Source organism: Stenotrophomonas maltophilia, from assembly GCF_001676385.1.
Lineage (GTDB): Bacteria > Pseudomonadota > Gammaproteobacteria > Xanthomonadales > Xanthomonadaceae > Stenotrophomonas > Stenotrophomonas maltophilia_J.
In genome coordinates this window covers 427,518-450,340 of sequence record NZ_LYVJ01000001.1, presented here as the reverse complement: position 1 = coordinate 450,340, position 22,823 = coordinate 427,518, and the positions used below count along the sequence as shown (strand labels likewise).

At 68.2% G+C, this 22,823-nt stretch carries 19 protein-coding genes and 1 pseudogene; 8 read left to right on the top strand and 12 right to left on the bottom strand.

Translation table 11 applies throughout. The features are described from left to right. The first annotated feature begins 3 nt into the window (after nt 1–3). On the top strand, nt 4–711 hold the full coding sequence (locus A9K58_RS02195) for a DUF2968 domain-containing protein (protein ID WP_065197760.1): 708 nt from the start codon (nt 4–6) through the stop codon (nt 709–711). 75 nt (nt 712–786) lie between these two features. Here A9K58_RS02195 and A9K58_RS02190 read toward each other — a convergent pair whose 3' ends face one another. Next, nucleotides 787–1,176, bottom strand: coding sequence for a hypothetical protein (locus A9K58_RS02190; protein ID WP_065197810.1), 390 nt, complete (start codon nt 1,174–1,176; stop codon nt 787–789). A gap of 189 nt (nt 1,177–1,365) precedes the next feature. On the opposite strand from A9K58_RS02190, the gene A9K58_RS02185 reads away from it, so the two are divergent. After that, the gene (locus A9K58_RS02185) at nt 1,366–2,190 is read left to right on the top strand and encodes an alpha/beta fold hydrolase (RefSeq protein ID WP_065197759.1); all 825 of its coding nucleotides are present in this window, start codon (nt 1,366–1,368) and stop codon (nt 2,188–2,190) included. 104 nt (nt 2,191–2,294) lie between these two features. Here A9K58_RS02185 and A9K58_RS02180 read toward each other — a convergent pair whose 3' ends face one another. The 7 genes from A9K58_RS02180 to A9K58_RS02150 all read right to left on the bottom strand — a co-directional run bounded on the left by A9K58_RS02180 (nt 2,295) and on the right by A9K58_RS02150 (nt 9,075). Next, a complete protein-coding gene (locus tag A9K58_RS02180) occupies nt 2,295–3,941 on the bottom strand; it encodes an MFS transporter (protein WP_065197758.1) in 1,647 nt (548 codons plus the stop codon). Continuing rightward, nucleotides 3,935–5,218 (bottom strand): alginate export family protein, encoded by a 1,284-nt coding sequence (locus tag A9K58_RS02175; RefSeq protein WP_065197757.1) that lies wholly within the window; start codon nt 5,216–5,218, stop codon nt 3,935–3,937. The genes A9K58_RS02180 and A9K58_RS02175 overlap by 7 nt, the downstream gene beginning before the upstream one ends. After that, on the bottom strand, nt 5,197–7,044 hold the full coding sequence (locus A9K58_RS02170) for an amidohydrolase (protein WP_196769145.1): 1,848 nt from the start codon (nt 7,042–7,044) through the stop codon (nt 5,197–5,199). The genes A9K58_RS02175 and A9K58_RS02170 overlap by 22 nt, the downstream gene beginning before the upstream one ends. Before the next feature lie 119 nt (nt 7,045–7,163). Beyond that, the gene (locus tag A9K58_RS02165; RefSeq protein WP_065197755.1) at nt 7,164–7,589 is read right to left on the bottom strand and encodes a DoxX family protein; all 426 of its coding nucleotides are present in this window, start codon (nt 7,587–7,589) and stop codon (nt 7,164–7,166) included. A 2-nt stretch (nt 7,590–7,591) separates the two neighbouring features. Further along, the gene (locus A9K58_RS02160; RefSeq protein ID WP_065197754.1) at nt 7,592–8,248 is read right to left on the bottom strand and encodes a hydrolase; all 657 of its coding nucleotides are present in this window, start codon (nt 8,246–8,248) and stop codon (nt 7,592–7,594) included. Continuing rightward, complete coding sequence (locus tag A9K58_RS02155; RefSeq protein ID WP_065197753.1) at nt 8,245–8,661, bottom strand: helix-turn-helix domain-containing protein; 417 nt, start codon at nt 8,659–8,661, stop codon at nt 8,245–8,247. Before A9K58_RS02155 ends, A9K58_RS02160 begins: the two co-directional genes overlap by 4 nt. A 78-nt stretch (nt 8,662–8,739) precedes the next feature. After that, the gene (locus tag A9K58_RS02150; RefSeq protein WP_065197752.1) at nt 8,740–9,075 is read right to left on the bottom strand and encodes a hypothetical protein; all 336 of its coding nucleotides are present in this window, start codon (nt 9,073–9,075) and stop codon (nt 8,740–8,742) included. Nucleotides 9,076–9,171: 96 nt separating this feature from the next. Here A9K58_RS02150 and A9K58_RS02145 point away from each other — a divergent pair, with 96 nt between their 5' ends. Continuing rightward, nucleotides 9,172–12,201 carry a sensor histidine kinase gene (locus A9K58_RS02145; RefSeq protein ID WP_065197751.1) on the top strand — a complete coding sequence of 1,010 codons (3,030 nt, stop codon included), beginning with the start codon at nt 9,172–9,174 and terminating at the stop codon, nt 12,199–12,201. Continuing rightward, complete coding sequence (locus tag A9K58_RS02140; protein WP_065197750.1) at nt 12,194–12,847, top strand: response regulator; 654 nt, start codon at nt 12,194–12,196, stop codon at nt 12,845–12,847. Before A9K58_RS02145 ends, A9K58_RS02140 begins: the two co-directional genes overlap by 8 nt. A 705-nt stretch (nt 12,848–13,552) precedes the next feature. Here A9K58_RS02140 and A9K58_RS02135 read toward each other — a convergent pair. Next, complete coding sequence (locus A9K58_RS02135) at nt 13,553–14,746, bottom strand: MFS transporter (protein ID WP_065197749.1); 1,194 nt, start codon at nt 14,744–14,746, stop codon at nt 13,553–13,555. Nucleotides 14,747–14,840: 94 nt separating this feature from the next. Here A9K58_RS02135 and A9K58_RS02130 point away from each other — a divergent pair, with 94 nt between their 5' ends. Then, a complete protein-coding gene (locus A9K58_RS02130) occupies nt 14,841–15,770 on the top strand; it encodes a LysR family transcriptional regulator (RefSeq protein WP_065197748.1) in 930 nt (309 codons plus the stop codon). A 55-nt stretch (nt 15,771–15,825) separates the two neighbouring features. On the opposite strand, the gene A9K58_RS02125 is transcribed toward A9K58_RS02130, so the two are convergent. Both A9K58_RS02125 and A9K58_RS02120 read right to left on the bottom strand, forming a co-directional pair. Then, nucleotides 15,826–17,283, bottom strand: coding sequence for an amidohydrolase family protein (locus A9K58_RS02125; RefSeq protein WP_065197747.1), 1,458 nt, complete (start codon nt 17,281–17,283; stop codon nt 15,826–15,828). A 51-nt stretch (nt 17,284–17,334) separates the two neighbouring features. After that, nucleotides 17,335–18,036 (bottom strand): ankyrin repeat domain-containing protein, encoded by a 702-nt coding sequence (locus A9K58_RS02120; protein ID WP_065197746.1) that lies wholly within the window; start codon nt 18,034–18,036, stop codon nt 17,335–17,337. Between the two features lie 121 nt (nt 18,037–18,157). Between A9K58_RS02120 and A9K58_RS02115 the strand changes: the two genes are divergently transcribed. Further along, the gene (locus A9K58_RS02115; RefSeq protein WP_065197745.1) at nt 18,158–19,039 is read left to right on the top strand and encodes a LysR substrate-binding domain-containing protein; all 882 of its coding nucleotides are present in this window, start codon (nt 18,158–18,160) and stop codon (nt 19,037–19,039) included. Nucleotides 19,040–19,170: 131 nt separating this feature from the next. After that, nucleotides 19,171–19,812: a hypothetical protein gene (locus A9K58_RS02110; RefSeq protein ID WP_065197744.1), complete on the top strand. Its 642-nt coding sequence runs from the start codon at nt 19,171–19,173 to the stop codon at nt 19,810–19,812. Nucleotides 19,813–19,892: 80 nt separating this feature from the next. Here the strand turns inward: A9K58_RS02110 and A9K58_RS02105 are convergent, their stop codons facing one another. Next, entirely contained in the window at nt 19,893–22,559 is a 2,667-nt protein-coding gene (locus tag A9K58_RS02105) for a TonB-dependent receptor domain-containing protein (RefSeq protein ID WP_065197743.1), read from the bottom strand. Here A9K58_RS02105 and A9K58_RS20150 point away from each other — a divergent pair. Next, nucleotides 22,559–22,699 (top strand): annotated as a pseudogene (locus tag A9K58_RS20150) (hypothetical protein); the annotation flags it as partial. The gene A9K58_RS02105 and the pseudogene A9K58_RS20150 overlap by 1 nt on opposite strands. Nucleotides 22,700–22,823: the final 124 nt, after the last annotated feature.

Below are 22,823 nucleotides of genomic sequence, written 5' to 3'. Positions count from 1 at the left end.
GACATGCGAGAAACTTCAGGGGGCGCGGTCTTGGTCCGGCGCGCGCGCGGCGCGGCAGTGCTGGCCGTGGTCATGATGCTGGGGGCACCGCCGGCGATGGCAGCACGTGGTGATCGCGAGGCCGCCACGGCGCCGGCCGCGACGGCCGCGCCAGTGGTGCGCAACACCGTCGAAGAGTTGAAGCAGTTGATGGATGCGCGCCAGCTGACCGAGCTGCGCACCACCTACAACGGCAACTACGGCGCAAGCCTGCTGTTCAACGCCAATACCCTGACCTACTACGTCGCCCTCTTCCAGGACAAGAACTTCTGGCGGGTGATCAGGACCGACGCGGTCGACAATGCCGAGCGTGTCTATCGCACCTTCGCACAGCAGTCCGAGCAGCTGGCCCAGGTCTACATCGACACTACCCGCCTGGAAGCCGGCAAGCGCTACACCGAACGCCTGGTGGCCTATAACGAGGAACGCCTGCGCGCCCTGCAGCAGGAGATGGAACAGCAGCAGGCGCAGTCGGCGCAGGTCAGTGCCGCCCTGCAGCAGGCCCAGCAGCAGGCCGTCAGCCTCAGCACCGACGTGCAGAGCACCAACAGCCAGCTGGATGCCCTGCAGCGCCGTATCCAGATCCTGCAGGCCGAACAGGGCAACCCCGAGCTGAGCCTGCCCAAGCCGGACGGCGTGCCCGCACCAGCTACGGCCAGCGACGGTCCCTGAGCGGGCGCGTCCGGCATCCACCCCGCAACGGCGCCGCTTGGCGCCGTTGTGGTTTCCGGCCTCCCCCGATGGGCTTCAGCGGCAGGCGTCGTGCACCAGGTCGTCCAACTGGCGGCGCTGCACGAAGTCCAGTCGCCTCGCCTTCGCCAACACCCTGCCACGTTGCCGCCGTGCCCCATCACAGGCGGCGGGGTCGGCGCTGATGGTTATCAGCGCCCCCTGCGCACGCGCCGGCCTCCTTCGCGTGCGCGGCGCGGCGTGCGCCCGGCTGTCCGCGTCGATGGCCGCACCTCCCGCCGACGGCCGCGCCCGCGGCACTTCCCAGCGCCACTCTGCCCGGCCTTGGCACGGTGTCTGCTGGTAGACCGGGTGCGGCCCGTCCACGCACTTGTAGACGTTGGTCTGCGCCTGCACGGCCGACGCCAGCAGCAGGGCCAGCAGCGCGCTCCATCGTCCTTTTGGCATCCTGAGCCTCGTTTGCCAAGGGAATGCCACCATCGTCGGCAGACTCGCCACTTCGCGCCAGAGCGATAGGCGTCACCCCCGGCATCAATCCGGCACAGCCGTGCAAGCTGCCCGGCCGCCACTGCGCTCTACTGCCGGAGGCAGCGGCGACCTGCCCTGCCTTTCCTCCCTTCCGCCAAGGAACCTGCAATGAGCAACTATGTCACCGTCAACGACGGCGCCCGCATCTTCTACAAGGATTGGGGCACCGGCCAGCCGATCGTGTTCGCCCACGGTTGGCCGCTGTCGTCCGACGCCTGGGATCCGCAGATGCTGTTCATGGGCCAGAACGGCTACCGTGTGGTCGCCCACGACCGCCGCAGCCATGGCCGCTCCAGCCAGACCTGGGACGGCAACAACATGGATACCTACGCCGATGACCTGGCGGCCGTGATCGAGGCGCTGGACCTGAAGGACGCGATTCTGGTCGGCCACTCCACCGGTGGTGGCGAAGTGGCCCACTACATCGGCCGCCACGGCAGCAAGCGCGTGGCCAAGGTGGTGCTGGTCGGCGCCGTGCCGCCGCTGATGCTGAAGACCGCCAGCAACCCGGCCGGCACTCCGCTGGAGGTCTTCGACGGTATCCGCAAGGGCACCGGCGGCGACCGCTCGCAGTTCTTCAAGGACCTGACCACGCCGTTCTTCGGCGCCAACCGCGACGGTAACAACGTCACCCAGGGCATGCGTGATGCGTTCTGGCTGCAGGGCATGCTCGGTGGCGTCAAGGGACAGTACGACTGCGTGCATGAGTTCTCGGAAGTGGATTACACCGAGGACCTGAAGAAGATCGACGTGCCGGCACTGGTCGTGCACGGTGATGACGACCAGATCGTGCCGTTCGACGCCTCGGCCAAGCTGTCCTCGCAGATCATCAAGAATGCCGAGCTGAAGGTATATGCCGGTGCACCGCACGGCCTGACCCTCACCCACGCCGAGCAGTTCAACGCTGACCTGTTGGCGTTCGCACGTAAGTGACGCACCGCGGCGGCGCCGCCTGGCGCCGCCGCACAGAAAAGGGGACGGAGGGGATTAAGTCGTTTGTGCACAAACGACTTAATCCCCTCCGTCCCCTTTTTTCGTCAGATGTCGCTGTGGTGGTGTGGCACGCCGGCCGGCAGCGGATCGTGGCCGCCCACGAAGTGACGCACCACCGGTGCGCGCTCGCCCCTGTGCAGGCGGCGCAACGCTTCCTGGATTGCCTTGTCGTCGGCGGTGATGCGCTCATGCTGGCGCAGGTGCTCCAGCCACGACGGGGTCACGAAATACTCCAGATGGACTCCCGGTGTCGCCACGTCCTCGACCACGCCCCAGACCACCGCGCCATCGCGGCGACGGATCGTGCCCAGCGCGCGCATCTGCGCCTGGAACCCAGCGCGATCGGCGTCAGCGATGCGGTACTCGATCGTGACCAGCACCGGCCCGCGGTCATTCGATACCGGTACCGACAGTTCCGGTGCCGGCCAGTGCCCGGCCGGACGCAGGTTCAGATCCTCGGTGCCAGCGATGCGCACGCGCCATACCAGCAGCCCTCCAATCACCGCGCCTGCCGCAGCCACCAGCAAGGCCAGCTCAGGCGACGTGCGCTGTGCAAGCGCGCCCCAGCTGAGCCCGCCCGCCGCCATGCCGCCGGAAAACACCATGATGTACAGCGCCAGTGCCCGCGCACGCACCCACGCTGGCACCGCGGTCTGCGCAGCGATCTGCAGCGACGACAGCACCGTGATCCAGGCGAAGCCATTGACCAGCATGACCGCTGGGAGCACGTACCAGCTGCGGGTCAGCGCCAGCCCGACCAGGCTCATCGCCAGTGACAACGTCGCCAGCAGCACAAGCAGATCGCGATCCAGCTGTGCGCGCAGCTTCGGCAACAGCAACGCGCCGCCCACTGCACCGATGCCGATGCAGCCGAGCAGCATGCCGTACTGCCCGGCCCCGCCGTGCATCTGCCCACGCACCACCACCGGCAGCAAGGCGTTCATCGCCGCGGCGAAGAAGAAAAAGCCGACCGACTTGATCAATACCGCCTGCAGGCGTCCGGCGCGGCTGGCGTAACGCAGCCCCGCCTTCAGCCCGGCGCCGAAGCCCTCCGGTGGCAGGCTGGACTGCTTCGGGTCGCGCTTCCAGCCCCACACCACGGACAGCATCGCGGCGAAGGTGATCGCGTTGAAACCGAAAGCCCATACCGCACCGAGCTGGGCGACGATCACACCACCGATGGCTGGACCGATCGAGCGCGCAATGTTGATGCCGATCGAGTTCAGCGCCACCGCCGAGGCCAGCATCGGCTGCGGCACCAGCTCGGACACGATCGCGGCCTGCGCCGGCATCGCCATCGCCGCACCGCAGCCCATGCAGAAGGTGAGCAGCACCAGCAGCTGCGGCGTCAGCTGGCCCATCGCGGTCAGTGCTGCCATCGCGGCCGCGACCAGCAACATCCAGCCCTGCGTTGCCAGCAGGTATCTTCGGCGATCGACGATGTCGGCCAGCGTGCCGGCGGCCAGTGCCAACAGCACGATCGGCACCGTGGTAGCCGACTGCACCAGCGCCACCATCAGCGGCGAGCCGGTGCGCTCGGCCATCACCCACGCAGCGGCCACGTCATTGACCCAGGTACCGATGTTGCTGGCCAGGATCGCCAGCCAGATCGAGCGGAACATCCGGATCTTCAAAGGGGACCAGGCACCTGCGGCCTGTGCGGGGGGTCGCGACGCGGTTGCGTTCACCATTGCCATGCTCCAACGATCGAGGCGAACAGCGTGTCCTGGCCACCGGCCTGCTTCAGCGCAGGACCGGCGTCGACCCAGGCCAGCTGCAGCTGCCATTGCCAGTGTTCGCTGGCCTGCCAGCGGGTTTCGGATTTGTATTGGTTGCCGATGCGGCGCGCACCGCCGGTGCTGCCCGGCAGCGCCACCAGCGGCGCCGGCGTGGTGTAGACCGCATCGGCGCGACGATGCTTCCAGGCCATCTGTACGCCCAGTTCCGTAGTCACTGCGTGGTGCAGGCGCAGGGCCAGCGTCGGCTGCAGGTCCATCAGATTGGCCGGGGCCAGCAAGCTGGCCTCGCTGAAATAGGCCGACTTCGGAAACAGCGCATTGAAGGTGCCCAAGCGAGCATCGCGTCGGTTGCTGTCGCCACTGGCGATGTCGGCCTTCAGCCCGAGCCGCGGTTGCAGCCGCAGGTCGGTCCAGCGCCACCCCGTATCGGTGGCCAGCGTCCAGGCACGGATATCGAGCGCACCGGCGGTCGTTCGCAGTTCACCACCCTGCGCCACCAGCTCGGTGTTCCAGTCCAGTGCACCGGACTGGCCGAACCAGCGCGCGCCCGCAGTCCGCCGCCGCTCGGTGCCGGAACCGGACGCGAAGCGCGCGCCCTCCCGGCGGTAGTCCAGCAGGTACAGATCCCATTGCCCCGGACCGCGACCATGCGCGGTGGTCGCGTACGCGCCCCACAGGTGGGAACCGCTTTCACCGCGATCATCGAAGGCGCCCGGCCGGTTCTGTACCGGCCGCAGTGCCATCAGGTCAAGCGTGCCCAGGCGTCCCTTCCAGCCCGCACGCGCACCGTCAAACGCCAGGCGGATGTTCGGTCCATCACGCACCGACAACAGCCGCGAGCTGCCATAACCGGCTTCCTGCCGGCCCAGCTGCAGATGGAAACCGCCGCGCTGCCAGCGCCAGTACGCCTGCTGCACGTCCAGCGCGCTGCGATCGGTCCTGCCCGGGCCACCGGATTTGCCATTCTCGCCATGCAGCCCCAGCTGCAGCCTTGCCTGCCAGGCCTCTTCCACATAGGTGGCCGAAGCCAGTGCACGCAGCAGGCCGTAGCCATCTTCGCTGCCGCCGATGCCGAACCGGGCCGGGTCGTAGTACAGGCCACGCAAGCGCAGCGAGGCATCCCACTGCAGTTGGCCGTCTCCCACCTCACTGCAGTGCCCACCCTCGCAGGCCAGCGCGAGCGAGGGTACGGCCAGCAACGCCAGGCTCAGAAGGCGAAGCACGAGCACCCCATCGCACCCCAGAATGCGGTCAGGTCATCGGTGGGTGCCGCGTGCTGCGCAGCATGGCCGTGTGCGCCGTGCGTGCGGCAGGCCACGCCGTGGTGGTGATGCCGGGCGGCCGCCAGCCCGGTCGCGGCACCCCCCACGTGGTAGCCGCCAAACCGGTTGACCGGGGACCAGTCGGGCATGGCCGGCGGCAGCTGCGGCGCCAGCCCGGCATAGTCATCGTCGGCATGCACGATACGGCCACCGACCACGGTCAACACGCTGGTGATGTCGGCGATCTGCGCGTCATCGACACGGAAGAAGTCGGCCGAGAGCAGAATGAAATCGGCCAGCTGGCCTGCCTTCAGCGTGCCCTTCGCCGCTTCGTCTCCGGAGAACCAGGCACTGCCCTGGGTCCACAGTCGCAGCGCCTGCTCGCGTTCGAGCAGGTTCTCATCGCCATACAGGGCCAGACCGCCCACGGTGCGCCCGGTCACCAGCCAGGACAGCGCCACCCACGGGTTGTAGCTGGCAACGCGGGTAGCATCGGTACCGGCCCCCACCGGCACGCCCTCGGCCAGCATCCGCTTCACTGGCGGCGTGTGCCGCGCGGCCTGCACACCGTAGCGTTCGACGAAGGCCTCACCCTGATAGGCCATGCGGTGCTGCACGGCGATGCCACCGCCCAGCGCGCGGATGCGCTCGATGTTGCGCGGGGTGATGGTCTCGGCGTGGTCGATGAACCAGTGCAGGCCATCGAACGGCACCTCGCGGTTGACCTGTTCGTAGACATCGAGGATGCGGCTGATGCTCTCGTCATAGGTGGCGTGGATGCGGAACGGCCAACGCTTCTCGACCAGCAGCTTCACCACGTCGTGCAGCTCCGGTTCCAGCCCCGGCGGCAGTTCCGGACGCGGTTCGTTGAACAGTTCGAAGTCGGCCGCCGAGAACACCAGCATTTCCCCGGCACCATTGTGGCGCAGCAGGTCGTCGCCCTGGCGCGGCTGCAGGATCTCGCTCCAGCCACGGAAGTCGTCGACCTCCTTGCCCTTGTTCTGGGTGAACAGGTTGTAGGCGATGCGCACCGTCAGCTGGTCGTCGCGATGCAGCTGCTCGATCACCTGGTAGTCCTCGGGGTAGTTCTGGAAGCCACCACCGGCGTCGATCACCGAGGTGATGCCGAGCCGGTTCAGTTCACGCATGAAGTGGCGCGTCGAGTTGGCCTGGTATTCGATCGGCAGGCGCGGGCCCTTGGCCAGCGTGGCGTACAGGATCAGTGCGTTGGGCTTGGCCAGCAGCAGCCCGGTCGGGTTGCCCAGCGAATCGCGCACGATCTGCCCGCCCGGTGGATCCGGTGTGTCCTTGCTGTAGCCGCAGGCGCGCAGCGCGGCGCGGTTGAGCAGCGCGCGGTCATACAGGTGCAGCAGGAACACCGGCGTATCCGGCGCGATGTCGTTGAGTTCCTGCAGGGTCGGCAGCCGCTTCTCATTGAACTGTGCGGCGGTGAAGCCGCCCACCACGCGTACCCATTGCGGCGCAGGGGTGCGGTCAACCTGGGCCTTGAGCATCGCCATCGCATCGGCCAGCGAGCGCAGGCCATCCCAACGCAGCTCCAGGTTGTAGTTCAGGCCTCCCCGGATCAGGTGGGTGTGGCTGTCGTTGAGGCCAGGCAGCAGCCGTCGCCCCTGCGCGTCGATCAGGGTCGCTTCATTGCCCCAGCCCCGCATGATCTCCTCGTCGCTGCCGACGGCAACGATGCGCCCCTCCTGCACGGCCAGCGCCTGTGCATGCGGCTGCTGCGGGTCGAGGGTGGTGATGCGGGCGTTGCGGATGACAAGCGTACGCATGCGGCGCTCCTTGGAAGGGGAATCGAGTGCGGCACCGGCGCGGCCGGCCAGGCCGAGCGCAACGGCGGCGCTTCCGGCCAGCACGACATTGCGGCGGCCGTGGTCGAGGGAATCGTGGGTCATGCAAGGTCTCCCGGAAGGGGGGGGCCGTCCAGCGCCCAGGCGCCGGGCCCGGCCAGCGCGAGGGCCAGCAGTACCGCGGTCCACATCAACGGGTACTCGCCGCCACCGCGCATCCAGAACCAGCCCTTGGGCAGGGCCAACAGGACGGTGAAGCCGATGAAGCACGCCGCCGCAACTGCGGCGACGCGGGTCTGCCAGCCCAGCAGCACGGCCAGCCCGGACAACACCTGCAGCAGGGCCAGCAGCAACGGCAACGGCGCCGCCGCTGGCAGGCCGAAGCCGCGCAACTCGGTGGCGAAGCCGGCCAGGCCCGGGCCGCCGAACCAGCCGAACAGCTTGCCCAGCGCGTGCGGTAGCAGGAACCCGCCCGCCGCGACGCGCAGCAACAGCAGGGCCAGGTCGAGGCCATGGCCGGCCAGCATGCTCAGTGCCCGCCTTCCTGCGCGCCGAACATGCTCTTCGCATACTGGATGCCGATGCCATAGCCACCGGCGTGGTCGCGGGCGATACCGGTGGTCAGGTCGTAGGTTCCGCCACGCGCCCAGTCCCGCTGCAGTTCAAGCAGGTACTGCACGCTGGTCATCGGCACCGCGCCGGCCTGCACCATGCGGGTGATCGCGCGTTCGTGGGCTTCCTCGCTGACATCGCCACAGGCGTCGGTGATCACGTAGACCTCGAAGCCCTGCGCCAGTGCCGACAGCGCCGGACCGACGATGCAGACGCTGGTCCACAGGCCCGCAAGAACCAAGCGACGCTTGCCGATGCGGTTGATCTCATCGATCACCGGTTGGTCTTCCCAGGTGTTCATCGAGGTGCGATCGAACACCTTCTGGCCGGGGAAGATCGCTGGCAGTTCCGGGAACATTGGCCCGGAGAATGATTTCTCGGCCACCGTGGTCAGCAGCACCGGGACATTGAAGCCCTTGGCACCCTTGCCGATCAGCGAGACGTTGTTGCGCAGCGCGGAGATGTCGATCGTGTGGGTGGCAAACGCCATCTGCGACTGGAAGTCGATCAGCACCAGGGCGTGGTCGGTCGGCGACAGCAGGGCCGGGGCGGGAGTGGCGGTGGCAGGATTCATGGATGGACTCCGTTGGAAGCGTGATCGAGGGGAAGCAACAAGGCGGCATCGCCGGCGCGGTATTGGCCGGGGCTGCAGCCGGTCTCCGCACGGAAGCTGCGGACAAAATGGCTCTGGTCGAAGAACCCCAGCTGCTGGGCCAGGGAGGACATCGGCAGCCGCGCACCGGGCAGCAGCTGGCAGGCACGCTCGATGCGGCGGCGGCGCACGTAGCGCAGCGGACTTGCGCCGGTGCCGGTGCGGAACAGCCGCACCAGATGGAAGCGGCTCACACAGGCCGCCTCCGCCAGGTCGGTTACGCGCAGCGGCTGCGACAGGTGCTCATCCACGTAGCGCAAGGCGCGCTGCAGGGCCGCTGCCTGGCGCGGGGCAAGCGGCGTGGCGGGCGAAGCTGGCAGGGAATCGATGGCCATGGGAGACGCCGCAGGTGGGGCGTCCCATGGTGCGGGGGCCTTGCCTGATGCCCTACCCCCGTCCGTCGAGCCCGGCACCTACCCGAATGGGGGAGGCCGACGGCCGAGCACGCGCCGGCCAAACAGCCGCGCATCCAGTGAATACGCCCCCGGGCCCAATACCAGCAGCGCCAACGGCAACACGACAAGCGGCCAGGGCTCGGCCAGCACATGCAGGCCGGCCATGGCCAACGGTACCGCCAGCGGCGTGAACGCGCCCAGCGCCAGCAATGCCACTGCCAGCACGCACAGCGCCAGCAGCCAGCCCTCGACGGGCCCGTGTGCGGTGCACAGTGCTGCAGCCACGCACAGCCGCAGCCACAGCAGGCCAGCACCGGGGCCGCGGTCTGGAAACATCAGGAACAGGCGCTGCATGGCCGGGCTCCGCAGGAGGTGCTCCGGTGATAGCCAACACCGCCGCCGCTCGCCTACCCCGTTCGGGTCACCCCGGCCTGCCCCGCACCTGCCAGAATGACCGCCATGCTTGGTCGCCCCCACCCCGTGCTGCGTCGCCTGCCGGCGCTGCTGACGCTCCTGTTGCTGCTGACCGCCCTGCCCGCCTTTGCCGTGCAGCACCCGGTGATGGCCAGCGGACTGCAGGGGTACGAGCACACCGCATGGCGCGTTGGCCAGGGTGCGCCCGGCGATATCTGGGACATCCTGCAGGACCGTGATGGCCTGCTGTGGCTGGCGACCGGTTCCGGCCTCTACCGCTTCGACGGCCGCCGCTTCGAGCGGCAAGCCCCCCCTCCAGGCAGCAGCTTCCCTTCCACCAACATGGTGACCCTCGCGCTGGACCGCGATGATGCGCTGTGGATTGGCTACTTCCAGGCCGGCATCAGCCAGTTTGCGGGCGGACGGTTGCACAATCACGGGCGCGCGCAGGGCGTCCCGGTCGGCGTGGTACCGCGCTTCAGCCAGGATCGCGACGGACGCCTGTGGGCCGCGGTCAATGGCGGCCTGCGCTGGTTCGATGGCCGGCACTGGCAGCCGCCGCCGGCCAGTGCCGGCCTGCCTGAGCACCGTGTGCAATGGGTGCAGCATGACAGCCACGGCAGGTTCTGGGTGCTGGCTGGCCTGAAGATCTGGATGCGCGCCCCCGGCGCGGTCCGCTTCGAGGACACGGGCATCGCGGTCTCGCAGATGGCGACACTGGCCGAAGACCCGCAGGGCGAGCTATGGCTGGCCGACCGCGTCCGTGGCACCTCGCCGCTGGCCAACGCCAAAGGCCTTCTGGGCGCCAGCGAACGTGAGGCACGACGATTGCCCGACCTGGTGGCCTCGCGCCTGCAGTTCACCCCCGACGGGGCGCTGTGGGCGACGATGAGCCCGCACGGCGGGGTTGCCCGGGTAACCTTCGTGGACGGCCGGGCAGTCCGCATGGAGCGCTTCGATTCGCCGCATGGCCTGACGGCCACTTCGGCGGTTCCGATCATTGCCGACCGCGAAGGCAATCTCTGGGTGGGTACCAATCTTGGCCTCAACCGCTTCCGCGCGCGCAGCGTGCACACCCTGGTGGCCGGGCCCAGCGATCCGTACCGCTCGCTTGTACGTGCCAGCGACGGGCGGGTCTACGGCTATGGTGAAGACCTCAAGCCCTACGACCTGCGCCGACCGCTGCTGGGCGCCAGCGCCGCCCATCTGCAGGCTGCGGCCCGCCAGGCACCCACGCCCATCTGGCAGTTCGACTGGGTGAACCTTGCGCGCACGACCGGAGGACGCACCACGTTGCTGCCCTTGCCGGCACCGTTCACCGGCCAGCCGCTGCACGCCTTGTTGTTTCCCGATGACGGGCAAGCCTGGGTCTGCAGCGGCGAGCGCGGCGTACTGCACTACCGGCACGGGCAATGGCAGCGAGAAGCCCGCCTGCCCGAACAGGCCTGTTCCTCGCTGGCACTGGATGGAGAGGGTCAGCTGCTGCTGGGCTACGCCGATGGGCGCGTACGCCGCATGCGCGCGGCCTCCGTCGACACCTACGGCGCCACGCAGGGACTGGCGGTCGGCCCGATCACAGCGCTGCTGCAGCACCAGGACCTGTTGCTGGTGGCTGGCGAAGCCGGGCTGGCGGCCCGGCTGGGCCAGGGCCGGTTTGTTCCGGTGCGGACCGACATGGCCGGGGTCCTCGAAGGCATCACCGGCATGGTGGCCGATGCACACGGGCATCTGTGGCTCAACGGCAGCCGTGGCCTGGTGCGACTGGACAGTACCCTGCTGCGCCGTGCGCTGCGCGGCGGGCTCCAGGTGACGCCGCGGCTCTTCGATGCCGTCGATGGCATGCCCGGCATTGCCCTGCAGAGCGGCCCGATTCCCACCGCGGTGCTCGCCGCCGATGGACTGCTGTGGCTCGCCACCAATCAGGGCCTGGCCTGGCTGGACACCACGCGGGCCCACATCAATACCATGGCACCCAGCGTGCGCATCGGCGAGGTCCTGTATGGCAATGCGCACGAGCCGCTGCGTGAGGGCCTTCGCCTGCCCGCCGGCACCAGCCAGCTGCAGATCGACTATGTGGCCCTGTCATTGGCCCGTCCTGAGCGCAACCGGTACCGGTACCGCCTGTCCGGCGTCGACGATGGCTGGCAGGACGCGGGCAGCAGCACGCGCGCGTATTACACCAACCTCACGCCTGGGAATTACCGCTTCGAGGTGGAGGCGGCCAACGAAGACGGCATCTGGAGCCCCGCGCCGGCCAGCCGGAATTTCCGCATCGATCCCACCTTCGTCCAGACTGTATGGTTCAAGCTGTTGTGCGCGGTCGCGGTTCTGGCCTTGCTGGCGATGGCCGTGCGGATCCGCAGTGGCCAGCTGGCCGCCCTGTTCCGCGCACGCCTGCAGGAGCGCCATGGCGAACGCGAACGTATCGCCCGCGACCTGCACGACACCCTGCTGCAAGGCAGCCAGGGCCTGATCCTGCACCTGCACGCCATCAGCCAGTCCGCGCAGACCCCGGAGCCGGTGCGCGGCCAGCTGGAAGCGGCAATGCAGCTGGCCGAGCGCAATCTGGCCGAGGGCCGCGAACGGGTCAATGCCCTGCGTGACGGGGCGTTCGCCGGCCGCGACCTGGCCTCGGCACTGGCCGACGTGCACGCGGAGTACGCCGGGCACGGGACCAATCCGTTGCGCCTGACAGTGGAGGGCACCGCGCCGCCACTGCAGTCCGACGCAGCCGAAGAGGTCTTCCTGATCGGCCGCGAGGCCATCCGCAACGCGCTGCGCCATGCCGACGCCAGCGCGATCGAAGTGGAGCTCTCCTACGGCGCTCGCTGTTTCCTGCTGCACGTGCGCGACGATGGCATCGGCATCGCTGGCGAGGATGCCGGCCATGGCCATTGGGGAATGCAGGGAATGCGTGAGCGCGCGCAGCGACTCGGCGCAGGGCTGCAGCTTTGGACCCGCCCTGGCCTGGGCACCGAAGTCGCGCTGGCGGTGCCCGCGCGGCGGCTGTATCTTCGTCGCCCGCCGCGCTGGCGCTGGCCCTGGAGCAAAGCGAACCATGACTGAGTCTCCCTCTCCGATCGGCGTACTGGTGGTCGACGACCATCCGCTGCTGCGCGATGGATTGGCCGCACTGCTCGGCGCCCAGCCCGACCTGCGCCTGCTGGGTGAAGCGGCCGATGGCGAGGAAGCCATCGCCTGCTACCAGCAGCTGCAACCGGACGTGGTCCTGATGGACCTGCAGATGCCACGCCTGGACGGCGTGGAAGCCATCGTGCGGATACGCACCCTGGATCCGCGCGCGCGCATCATCGTGCTGACCACCTACCGCGGTGACGTCCGCGCCGTGCGGGCGCTGCAGGCCGGTGCCAGTGCCTACCTGCTGAAGGACATGCTGCGCCACGAACTGGTCGACACCATCCGCATGGTTGCCGGCGGGCGGCGCGCACCGATTCCCCCAGCAGTGGCCGCAAGCATCGCCGCGCACGTGGTGGAGGATCGCCTGTCGCGCCGCGAAACCGAGGTACTGCGGCATGTCGCCAGCGGCATGTCCAACAAGCGCATCGGCGAGCACATGCAGATTTCCGAGCAGACAGTGAAGGCGCACATGAAGAGCCTGATGGACAAGCTCGGCGTCGGCGACCGCACGCATGCGGTGACCCAGGCGCTGCGGCGCGGCATCATCAGCCTGGACGACAGCGGTCACGATTAGGGGTTGTCCGGCAGGGCTGCGCCCTGCACCTGCTACGGGCTGGAGCAACAGCAACAGCAACAGCAACAGCAACAGCAACAACTGAAGCAGAAGCGGTTTCCTGTGGGTAGGCGGGGTGGGTCCGGTTGCGGGGGTCGCTGCAAGTCCCCCTCCGGGGCCCGGCCCAGCCGCTGGCGGCTGGGCGTTCGGGCGCTTGCGAAGCAGTGCTTCGCAAGCAAAGCGCCCTCACCCATGTAAGCTCGGTCGCCGCATCCATGCGGCTCACGCCCCCGCAACCGGACCCACCCCGCCTTCGACAGATCTCTGCGAGCTGTCGGGCATGGCTTTCTGTAGAGCCAGGCCATGCTCGGCTCAAATCGTTCCGATTTCGAGATATTCGATTTCGATGGAGATTCGTCTACGCAAGGCGCGGATCTACCAGATCGCGAGAATCTGTCAGAGGTGGGGCGGTGTCGGAGTGCGGGGTGTCAGCCGCATGGGCCCGAGGCATGCCTCGGGCGGGTTGGGCAGGACGCCCAACCCCGGTCTTGCCGTGTGCGCAGGACTGCGCACACGTGCAAGCGGCTGCCAAGCCTACAAGGACGTACTTGCGGCGTCCCCGCACTCCGACATCGCCCCACCACCCCACGGAATCCACGCTGTTGATGTTGATGTGGCTCCGGCTTCCAGCAGGTGCAGGGCTGCAAGCCCTGCCGAACACCACCCCTACCTCAACCGCAGCAGCAGACTGCTTGCCGCACACACCACCGCCAGCCAGGCCACGCCGTGCCATCCCCACTGCGCCAGTGCGAGGCTGCCCAGCGCACCACCGGCTGCCATGCCGATGAACATGCCGGTGAACAGCAGTGCATTGAGGCGGCTGCGTGCCGGGGGCACCAGGCCATAGACCAGCGTCTGGTGCGCCACCAGTGCCGATTGGAAACCGAAGTCGAACAGCAGCGCGCTGGCCACCAGCAGCGGCAGCAGTGCGGCCGCCGGCAACCAGCTGTCGGCCAGCAGCAACGCGAAACCCGCCAACGCTACCGTGATGGCCAAGCGCGCCACGGCATGGCTGCCGAGCCGGTCAGCGAATCGCCCGGCAAACGGTGCGGCCAACGCCCCTGCCGCACCGGCGATACCGAACGCGCCCGCGGCTGCACTGCCCAGGCCAAGGCGGGCATGCAGCATCAGCGCCAGGGTTGACCAGAACGCACTGAAGCCCACCGCCAACAACGACTGGCTGGCGACTGCACGGCGCAACTGTGGCTGCTCGCGCCACAATGCCAGCAGTGAGGCCAGCAGCGCCGGGTAGCGCAGCGTGCTGGTCGGCGCGAAGCGGGGCAGCGCCCGCGCCAGGACAGCGCCCATCACCGCCACCGAAACCGCAGCCAGCCCGAACTGGCTGCGCCAGCCCCACGCCTCGGCGACCACGCCACTGACCACGCGTGACAACAGGATGCCCAGCAGCAGGCCGGTCATCACCCGGCCAACGATCTGGCCGCGCTGTGCGTCGGGCGCCAGGACCGCAGCGGCGGGCACGATGTCCTGTGCCAGCGTGGCCATCAGCCCGACCAGCAGGCTGGCCACCAGCAGCCCGGGCAGCTGCCCTGCCATCGCTGCGCCACCCAGCGCCAGTGCCAGCAGCACGGACTTCACCAGGATCAGGCTGCGCCGGTCAAAGCGATCACCCAACGGCGCCAGCAACAGGATACCCAGTGCGTATCCCAGCTGGGTCAGCGTCGGGACCAGGCCGATGCCGCGCTCACTGGCGGAGAGGTCCTGGGCGATCAGGCCCAGCATGGGTTGGCTGTAGTACAGCGAAGCCACGGAGAAACCTGCTCCGGCCGCCATGGTCAGGACCAGCGGGGTGGACGGTGCGGCCGCCGTTGTGGCGGGCATCGGTAGCGAGGGAGTCGGCATGGGAAATTCCGGCGGGAGGACGTGGATGTATCGTGCCCGTATTCGCCACTCGTCTGTAGTAGGATCCATGGCATACCTTTCATACGCCATACGCATGAGTGAGCTTGCCACCGGCGCCGATCGCCTGGATCTGCTGCGTACATTCCTGCGCATCGTCGACGCGGGCAGCCTGTCCGCTGCGGCGGCGCAGCTGGGCACCACCCAGCCCACGGTCAGCCGGCGCCTGCAGGCGCTGGAGCGGCAACTCGGCCTGCGCCTCCTGCAGCGTTCAACCCATGACCTGCAGCTGACCGAGGATGGCGTGCGATGCCAGCGCCATGCGCAGCGCGTGATCGATGAATGGGAGTCGCTGCAGGCCGAGCTCCACGGTGAACCGGAAACCCTGCGCGGCCGCCTGCGGGTGATGGTGCCGCATGCCTTCGGCCAGGCGCAGCTGTTGCCGACCATGCTGGCGTTCCTGGAGCAGCATCCCCGATTGAGCCTGGAATGGATCCTCGAGGACCGCCGGCCGGATTTCATCGCCGAAGGCATTGATTGCGCGGTACGGGTGGGCCCGGTGGACGAACCGCGCATGGTCGCGCTGCCGCTGGCCGAAGTGCCGCGCATCGTGGTGGCGGCACCTTCGCTGGTGGACGCCGCCACCGTGGACACGCCGGAGCAGGCGCAGTCGCTGCCCTGGATTTCGCTGCTCACCTACTATCGCGAGCGCCTGCTGCTGCATGACGCGCAGGGCCGGGCGCACACGCTGTCCATCAGCCCCCGCCTGCTCAGCGACAATCTGTTTGTCGTGCAGCAGGCGGCCCGCGCGGGACTGGGAGCGGCCGTGGTTTCGGCGTGGCTGGTAGCGGAGGATCTTGCCGATGGACGGTTGGTGCAGCTGCTGCCCGGCTGGCAGGCGCCGCCGCTGCCGGTACACGTGGTATTCCCCGCTGCGCGCCAGCAACCTCCCCGGCTGCGCGCCTTCATCGATGCAATGAAGGCGGCGCTGCCGCAGCTGCATGGCATGCGGCCGGCGCCGCGTTGAAATCCTGAAGGGGCCAGAGCCCGTCCCTGCGCCAGGGATCCGACCCATCAGGCAATCATTCCGCTTTCGCAGCCTCGGCATTCCACGCTGCAACCTTGGCTTTGGTCTCGGCCAGCATCCTGTCCAGCGCTCCGCGGTCATAGACGTTGCCACGCAGGATCACGCTGTCGATCCTTTCAGTGGCAGCAATGTCCTGCAGTGGATTGGCCGTCAGCAGCACCAGGTCGGCGGCCTTGCCGGCAGCCACCCCGCCATAGCGGTCCATCTGCCCGAACCAGGCGGGGCCGGAACGGGTCGCCGTCGACAGCGCCTGCGGAGCGGTCAGGCCTTCCTTCACGAACAGCTGCAATTCCTGGTGCAGGGCGATGCCCGGGAAGTTGAACGAATTGAGGAAGCCTGCATCGGTGCCGGCGATGATCGTCACTCCGGCTTCCTGCAGCATCGGCAGCACCGACGCTACCTGGTGGTACTGCGCATGGCGCGCCTCGATCTGTGCCGGCGTGGCCTTGGCCGCGCGGTCCACGCGCCACTGGTAGGTCGCGCGCAGGCCCGGGCCGATGTAGGCCAGGTAGGGGTCGTTGGCATGGTCATCCTGGTCGAGGAAATCGAGGATGCGGCCACCGTTGAGGGTGGGGGTCACGAACACACCGCGCCTGGCAAAATCGCGGTAGGCCCGCATCGCGGTCTCGCGGTCGAAGCTCGCATCGAGCCGACGGTTGGCTTCGGCGCGGTCGATGCGCCCGGCACCGAAGTCGGCGGCGATCTGCGCTTCGTCCCTGCTGCCGGCCTTGAATGCGTAGTCCAAGTGCTCGATCGAGGCCAGGCCGGCATCGACCGCCTGCTCCACCGTCAGCGCCATCGGGATGTGGCCCGAGGCCTTGAAGCCGGCCTTGCGCGCGGCACCGGCCGAGTACAGGAACAGATCCGGCGTCAGCGTGCTGTCGGTGATCTTCACGAAGTCGACCTTGTCGTGCCGCAGGCGGGCGATCGCCTTGTCGGCGTCGGCCTCGCTGCCCACTTCGATGGTGCCCTTCCAGACCGGCTTGATGCCTTCGATCTTCGCGCCGGAACTGAGCAGGCGCGGACCGAACAAGGTGCCCTTGGCAATTTCGCCGCGCCACTGCAGCACCTGCCCGGGCAGGTCGCCGGAACAATCACGCACGGTGGTGATGCCGTGCGCGATGTACAGCGGCAGCAACGCCTTGTTCTCTTCGATCAGCGCCGGGCCACCGCCGAAGTGCACATGCATGTCCCACAGGCCCGGGATCAGGTACTTGCCCTTGGCGTCGATCTGGCGTGAGGCGTTCCACTGGCTGCGCAGCTGCGCATCCGGACCTACGGCGACGATGTCCTCGCCAAGGATCACCACGCTCTGCCCAGCCAGGGTGCTGGCATGCTCGACATCGACCACGGTGGCATTGCGGATCAGCAGGTCGGCGCGCTCAGCGGCAGACGCCGACAGCGGCGCCACCGCAAGGAAAACGGCAAGGGACAACGGACAGGAACGGAACATGGGCAGCATCCTGGTGGGCACGGCCAGCGTGCGGGTCGAAGGGGTCGGAATTCAGCGCGTCGCGCCGTACTGGCGCAACAGGGTTTCAATATCGGCATAGCCGCGCTGGCGCGCGTGGGCCAGCGGCGTCACGCCATCGCCGTCGGCCAGCTCGGGATCGGCACCGGCCTCCAGCAGCAGCTGCACGACCTGCACGTGGCGCGTGCCACCATCACCGAGCAGGATCGCTTCCAGCAGCGCGGTCCAGTGCAGGCGGTTGACATGGTCCACCGCCACGCCGGCGCGCAGCAGCGTGCGCACCGTGGCGACGTGGCCGCGCTCGGCGGCCGGAATCAGTGCGGTGCCGCCGTAGCGGTTGGTACTGCGCAGGTCAGCACCGTGGGCCAGGGTCAAGGCCAGGATATCGTCCAGCCCACGGGCGCCGGCATACAGGTAGGCGCTGTCCTGCAAGGCGTCCCTGGCGTTGACGTCGGCCCCAGCTTCGATCAGCACACGTGCGGCGTCCACATGGTTGCCATGGGTGGCCAGCAGCAGCGCCGTACGGCCCTGGCCATCGCGTGACTCCAGGTTGGCACCCTCTTCAATGGCTTGGCGCACGCCACCGGCGCTGCCGCGGCTGGCAGCGTCGCGCAGGCGGGCATCGGCCTCAGCCCTGGCCGTGCCGGCGCAGGCAGGAGTGACCATCGCCAGCAGGCACAGCAGCAGTGCGCGCGCGAACGGCGCAGGTCCGCCGGGGGAACGATGGACGCGCATGATGGTGTTTCCTCCTGTCCACCGCATGGAACGACATGGGACGGTTGCAACAGCCGGACATTGCCGGCCCCTGCCCTGCATGGTAGAAGTCGCCCGGAGTATCCAGAAGTGAAATGTTTGAATGCCAGAAAGTGCCAAATCGAATAGAACCCTGTTCGAACTGGACCTGCTGCGGGCCCTGGTGATGGTGGCCGACTGCGGCAGCTTCACCACCGCCGCCACGCGCCTGCATTCGACGCAGTCCACGGTCAGCCAGAAGGTCCGCCGACTGGAGGAACTGGCCGGGCATCGCCTGCTCGAGCGCGGCCACCGCGACGTGCACCCTACCGACGCCGGCCACACCCTGCTCGGTTACGCACGGCGGATGCTCGACCTCAACGAGGAAGTGGCGCAGGCTCTGGCGGGCGCCACGGTGGAGACCGCCGTCCGCATCGGCGTACCCGAGGACTTCGTCAACGCGCAGACCACCCGCATGCTGGCAGCCTTCAGCCGCCGCCATCCACAGGTGAAGCTAGAGATCAGCAGCGGGCTCAGCCGCGACCTGGCAAGCGGCTTCGACCACGGTGAACTGGACCTGGTGCTGGTCAAGCAGCGGCGCAACAGCCGCCAGGCGGTACGTTGCCGGCGCGAGCCGATGCACTGGATCGACAGCCTGCGCAGCCGTTGCCTGCAACAGGATCCGCTGCCGCTGGTCACCTTCCCGCCACGCGGGTTGTACCGGGACGAGATGATCCACGCAGTAGAAGCGCTGGGCCTGCGCTGGCGCATCGCATTCACCAGTTCATCGTTGAGTGGCATCCAGGGCGCAGTGGCCGACGGCATCGGCATCAGCCTGCTGCCGCGCCGCGCGGTTACCCGCGGACACCGCGTCATCGATGGCGAACGCGACCTGCCGGTGATCGACAACTACGAGATCGGCCTGCTGCATCGGGCCGACGCGGACGATGCGGTGCGCGCGCTGGCCAGCGAACTGTGGCGGCAGGTACAGCGCGAAGCGGATTGACCGATCACGCGCAGCCGATCCATGCCCTGCCTGCATCGATTCCGTACCCCGCGCGCTCCACGCCCGGCGCAACGACACCGTCCGCACCGCTGAACGGGTACCATAGGCGCCTGTCTCCGCTGTGATGCCGCATGGGCCCGTCCGACCGCCACGATCGTCTCCGCCGCTGGCAGGCCGCGTCGTTGTTGGCCGCCGCCCCGATCGCCAGCCTCTCCGCCTCCGATGCAGCGGCCAGCGCGCCGCTGCAATCACCGCCGGGGCAGCAGCGGGTCGCCCCGGGGGTGCTGGTGGAACGCCTGCACCAGCGCGTGCTGGCCGGGCAAAGCGCCACCGCCACCCTGGAACACTGGTGTGCCGAGCATGGCCTGGCCGAGCAGGCGCGGGTGCGGGCGGTACGCGTGCACGGCCAGGACAAGTCGGCACCGGCCGACGTGTTGCAGGCCCTTGGCGCAACCACCAGCAGCGACCTGCGCTATCGCCGCGTGCAACTGGTCTGTGGCAGGCGTGTGTTGTCCGAGGCCGACAACTGGTACCTGCCCGGCCACCTCAGCCCGGCCATGAACCAGGTGCTGGACAGCACCGACGAGCCGTTCGGCCGCGTGGTCGGCCCGCTCGGCTTCCAGCGCCAGACCCTGGCCGACCAGGCCTTCTGGCCGCCGCGCGGTGAGGGCGACCATGGCGTGATCCTGGAAGTGCGCGCCCTGCTGCGCGACCGCCAGCAGCAGCCTTTCAGCTATGTCATCGAGTCGTACCTGCAGCAGTCGCTGCCCTAGGCGGCCGGCGCGCACCATCGCAGCGGATATCGACACGGCAGAAGGCCCGGCATTGCCGGGCCTTCTGTTTGCCAGCCGGGTCAGCGGAACCGGTAATCCAGCTGCACCCAGTACTGGCGGCCATACGGGTCGTAGTTGCCGACCGGGTAGAACGGCCAGCCGCCACCGTTCCTGTCCGCCGGCGGGCGGCTGTCACGCAGGTTGTTGACGATCACGCCCACCGACAGGTTCTCGCCGAACTGGCGGAACACGCTGGCGTTGTAGGTCATGTAGGGTGCGATGCGACCACTGCCGTCGGTCTTGGGTAACGAACCGAAGCGGTTGCCATACAGCGTGGTGGTCCAGTCGCCCTGGTTCCAGGTGACGCTGCCGTTGGCCTTGCTGCGCCACTGGTAGTCGTCCAGCGAGTTGCGGATATCCCGCTCCGGATCATCGGAGAACTGCTTGTAGGTATGCTCCAGCACCACGGTGTAGGCCAGGCGCGTGCTGAAGCGGCCGTAGCGGCCCGCATCGAAGCGCCAGTTGCCCTTCAGGTCCAGGCCACGCACCGACTCGGAGGCCGCGTTGATCGGATTGATCAGCACGCGGGTCACCTGGTCCGGCTGCACGGTGGCATTGGACGGGTTGCGGATCACCCGCGACAGCGCGTCCTGGCACAGCGGCGAACCGATATCGCGCGCTTCGCCGCCCAGCGTGCGGCCCAGGCGGCAATCGGCCTCGTCGCGCAGGATGCGGCTGGTGTCGAGGCTGGTCACCTCGTTGTCGATGCGGATGTCGTAGTAGTCGGCACTGAAGTCCAGCCCGGCCAGCGGCGACCAGACCACGCCGAAGCCATACGACTTTGCGGTTTCCGGCTGCAACTGCGCGTTGGCGCGGTTGCTGTAGTCGATCGACAGGCCGTTGTAGTCGCAGTTGTCATACGACTGGCCTGCAGTACGGCAGCGCCAGTAGTCGGTCATGCCTGGGTTGTAGCCGCGGGTCTCGGTGGCGAACACGTAGTTCATGTCCGGCGCACGGAAGCTGGTTGCGGCAGAGCCACGGATCAACAGGCTCTCGATCGGTCGGAACTCGACGCCAACGCTCCAGGTCGCCTTGCCGATATGCTCGCCGCCGGCACGGTACTGGTCGTAGCGGCCGGCCAGCGTGGCGGTCAGCGATTGCAGCACCGGCAGCTGCAGCTCCACGCCGGCCGCATAGCGGTCACGATCGCCGCCGGCACCGATACCGGCGCTGGTATTCCAGAACTCGCCAGTACCCAGTCGCGGATCCGGGCGGTTGCGGTAGCCCTGGCTGCCGGCCTCGATCACCGCCGCCAGCGCCGCATCACCGCCTGGAAGCGCGAACAGGCGACCGTTGACGCTGGCGCTGAACGTCTGCAGCCACGCCGCGTTGCGGCTTTCCTGGTAGCCGGACAGGCGGCCGTACTCCTCCGGCGTCAGCGGCTGGAACAGGCGCGACGGGTCAGGCGCATGTACCGCCACGCCATTGCGGACGCCCAGCTGCGGGCCCAGCAGGTATTCATTGATGCCGGCCAGCAGCACCGGGCGGCGCGTGCGGTTCTCATAGCGCGAACGGCTGTAGACGGCTTCATAGTCCCAGCCACTGTCGCCGAGCTGCCCGCGTGCGCCCACGTTGAACGACCACGAATTCTCCAGGAAGCGGTTGGCATTGCGCGGCAGGCCACCGATTTCTTCCGGCGCGAAGCGGCGGTACCAGCTTTCGAGGTTTCCGGTGGCCTGGTTGTAGAAATAGTTGCGCGACGACGTCCAGCTCGGGGCGCGGGTGTTGTTGTAGATGCGTGCGCTGCCCACGGCCAGGTCGGCGAACAGGTCGGTGGACTCGTTGACGTGGAAGGTCAGCAGGCCATAGCCATTGAGGTTGCGCTTCTGGGTCTGCACGGTCCAGTAGCTGGCTGCGGCCTCGTTGCTGCCGCAGTACCAGCCCTGGCGCGGGTTGTTGGCGCGGAACACGCTGCCGCCATAGATGCCCGACGCTGCGTCACAGCCGTTGACGCCCGGATCGATGTTGCGGCCGGTGGCGGCATTGCGACGGTAGGCGATCGCGGTCGCCTGTGGCGCCTTGCCGGCCGGATCATCGTCCAGTGAATCCATGAAGTCGCGCTGGCGGGCGTGGATCGCTTTGCGCACGTCGAATTCGAAGCCGAACAGCGCATCCCATCGCTCACCGGAACTGCCCCCCACCACCTGCACGCGCTGGTTGTCACCGCCGCCCCGCTGGGTGCCGCCGGCGCGCACGTTCACGTCCACACCTTCAAAGCGGTCCTTGAGGATGATGTTGACCACGCCGGCAATGGCGTCCGAACCGTACACCGCCGACGCACCGGCCGCCAGCACCTCGATGCGCTCGATCAGCGCGCTCGGAATATTGGCCAGGTTGACCACGTTCACCGAGCCTTCGTAAGCCAGCGGGTAGTCGGACTGGCGGCGGCCGTTGACCAGCACCAGCGTGCGGTTCGGGCCCAGGCCGCGCAGGTTGATGGTGTTGGCGGCCGGGGTGAAGGTGTTGCCGAAGTCCTCGCCCTGCACGTTGCCGGCGTTCTCGGTCAGCGCGCTCAGGGCATCGAAGGCATTGCGGTAACCCTGCGCATCGATCTGTTCGCGGCTGATCACCGTCACCGGCGATGGCCCTTCAACGCTGGCGCGCGGAATGCGCGAGCCGGTGACCTTCACTTCCTGCAGCGTGGTGGGCGCGCTTTCCTGCGCGAAGGCCGGCAGCGAGGCCAGCATCAGGGACGACAGCGGAGCGCCAGCGGACGCGGGCGCAGCGCCTTGTGGGAGGCGGACATGGGCTTCCTGGGGGAGTGGCGGGTGGTACGGGGCGAGCGGCCTGTATGGCGTATAACGATCCCGTAACGAAAGTGTCCTGAATGGGTGGTTTCAACAGAAATGACCAGCCCTGATGGGCTTATGCCTGAACCGAATCAGACCTGCCGCGGCGGTCCGCTGCTTTTTGCAATCATTTGAATGGCAAGGCCGCCCCGCTACCCCCAT

Excerpts from the sequence above, each read along its gene's own strand:
- A9K58_RS02145 (WP_065197751.1), top strand. The coding sequence starts at position 9,172 with ATGACCGCCATGCTTGGTCGCCCCCACCCCGTGCTGCGTCGCCTGCCG.
- A9K58_RS02130 (WP_065197748.1), top strand. The coding sequence starts at position 14,841 with ATGAGTGAGCTTGCCACCGGCGCCGATCGCCTGGATCTGCTGCGTACA.
- A9K58_RS02180 (WP_065197758.1), bottom strand. The coding sequence starts at position 3,941 with ATGGTGAACGCAACCGCGTCGCGACCCCCCGCACAGGCCGCAGGTGCC.
- A9K58_RS02190 (WP_065197810.1), bottom strand. The coding sequence starts at position 1,176 with ATGCCAAAAGGACGATGGAGCGCGCTGCTGGCCCTGCTGCTGGCGTCG.
- A9K58_RS02115 (WP_065197745.1), top strand. The coding sequence starts at position 18,158 with ATGCCAGAAAGTGCCAAATCGAATAGAACCCTGTTCGAACTGGACCTG.
- A9K58_RS02105 (WP_065197743.1), bottom strand. The coding sequence starts at position 22,559 with ATGCTGGCCTCGCTGCCGGCCTTCGCGCAGGAAAGCGCGCCCACCACG.
- A9K58_RS02135 (WP_065197749.1), bottom strand. The coding sequence starts at position 14,746 with ATGCCGACTCCCTCGCTACCGATGCCCGCCACAACGGCGGCCGCACCG.
- A9K58_RS02195 (WP_065197760.1), top strand. The coding sequence starts at position 4 with ATGCGAGAAACTTCAGGGGGCGCGGTCTTGGTCCGGCGCGCGCGCGGC.
- A9K58_RS02160 (WP_065197754.1), bottom strand. The coding sequence starts at position 8,248 with ATGAATCCTGCCACCGCCACTCCCGCCCCGGCCCTGCTGTCGCCGACC.
- A9K58_RS02125 (WP_065197747.1), bottom strand. The coding sequence starts at position 17,283 with ATGTTCCGTTCCTGTCCGTTGTCCCTTGCCGTTTTCCTTGCGGTGGCG.
- A9K58_RS02185 (WP_065197759.1), top strand. The coding sequence starts at position 1,366 with ATGAGCAACTATGTCACCGTCAACGACGGCGCCCGCATCTTCTACAAG.
- A9K58_RS02170 (WP_196769145.1), bottom strand. The coding sequence starts at position 7,044 with ATGCGTACGCTTGTCATCCGCAACGCCCGCATCACCACCCTCGACCCG.
- A9K58_RS02150 (WP_065197752.1), bottom strand. The coding sequence starts at position 9,075 with ATGCAGCGCCTGTTCCTGATGTTTCCAGACCGCGGCCCCGGTGCTGGC.
- A9K58_RS02140 (WP_065197750.1), top strand. The coding sequence starts at position 12,194 with ATGACTGAGTCTCCCTCTCCGATCGGCGTACTGGTGGTCGACGACCAT.
- A9K58_RS02120 (WP_065197746.1), bottom strand. The coding sequence starts at position 18,036 with ATGCGCGTCCATCGTTCCCCCGGCGGACCTGCGCCGTTCGCGCGCGCA.
- A9K58_RS02110 (WP_065197744.1), top strand. The coding sequence starts at position 19,171 with ATGGGCCCGTCCGACCGCCACGATCGTCTCCGCCGCTGGCAGGCCGCG.
- A9K58_RS02165 (WP_065197755.1), bottom strand. The coding sequence starts at position 7,589 with ATGCTGGCCGGCCATGGCCTCGACCTGGCCCTGCTGTTGCTGCGCGTC.
- A9K58_RS02155 (WP_065197753.1), bottom strand. The coding sequence starts at position 8,661 with ATGGCCATCGATTCCCTGCCAGCTTCGCCCGCCACGCCGCTTGCCCCG.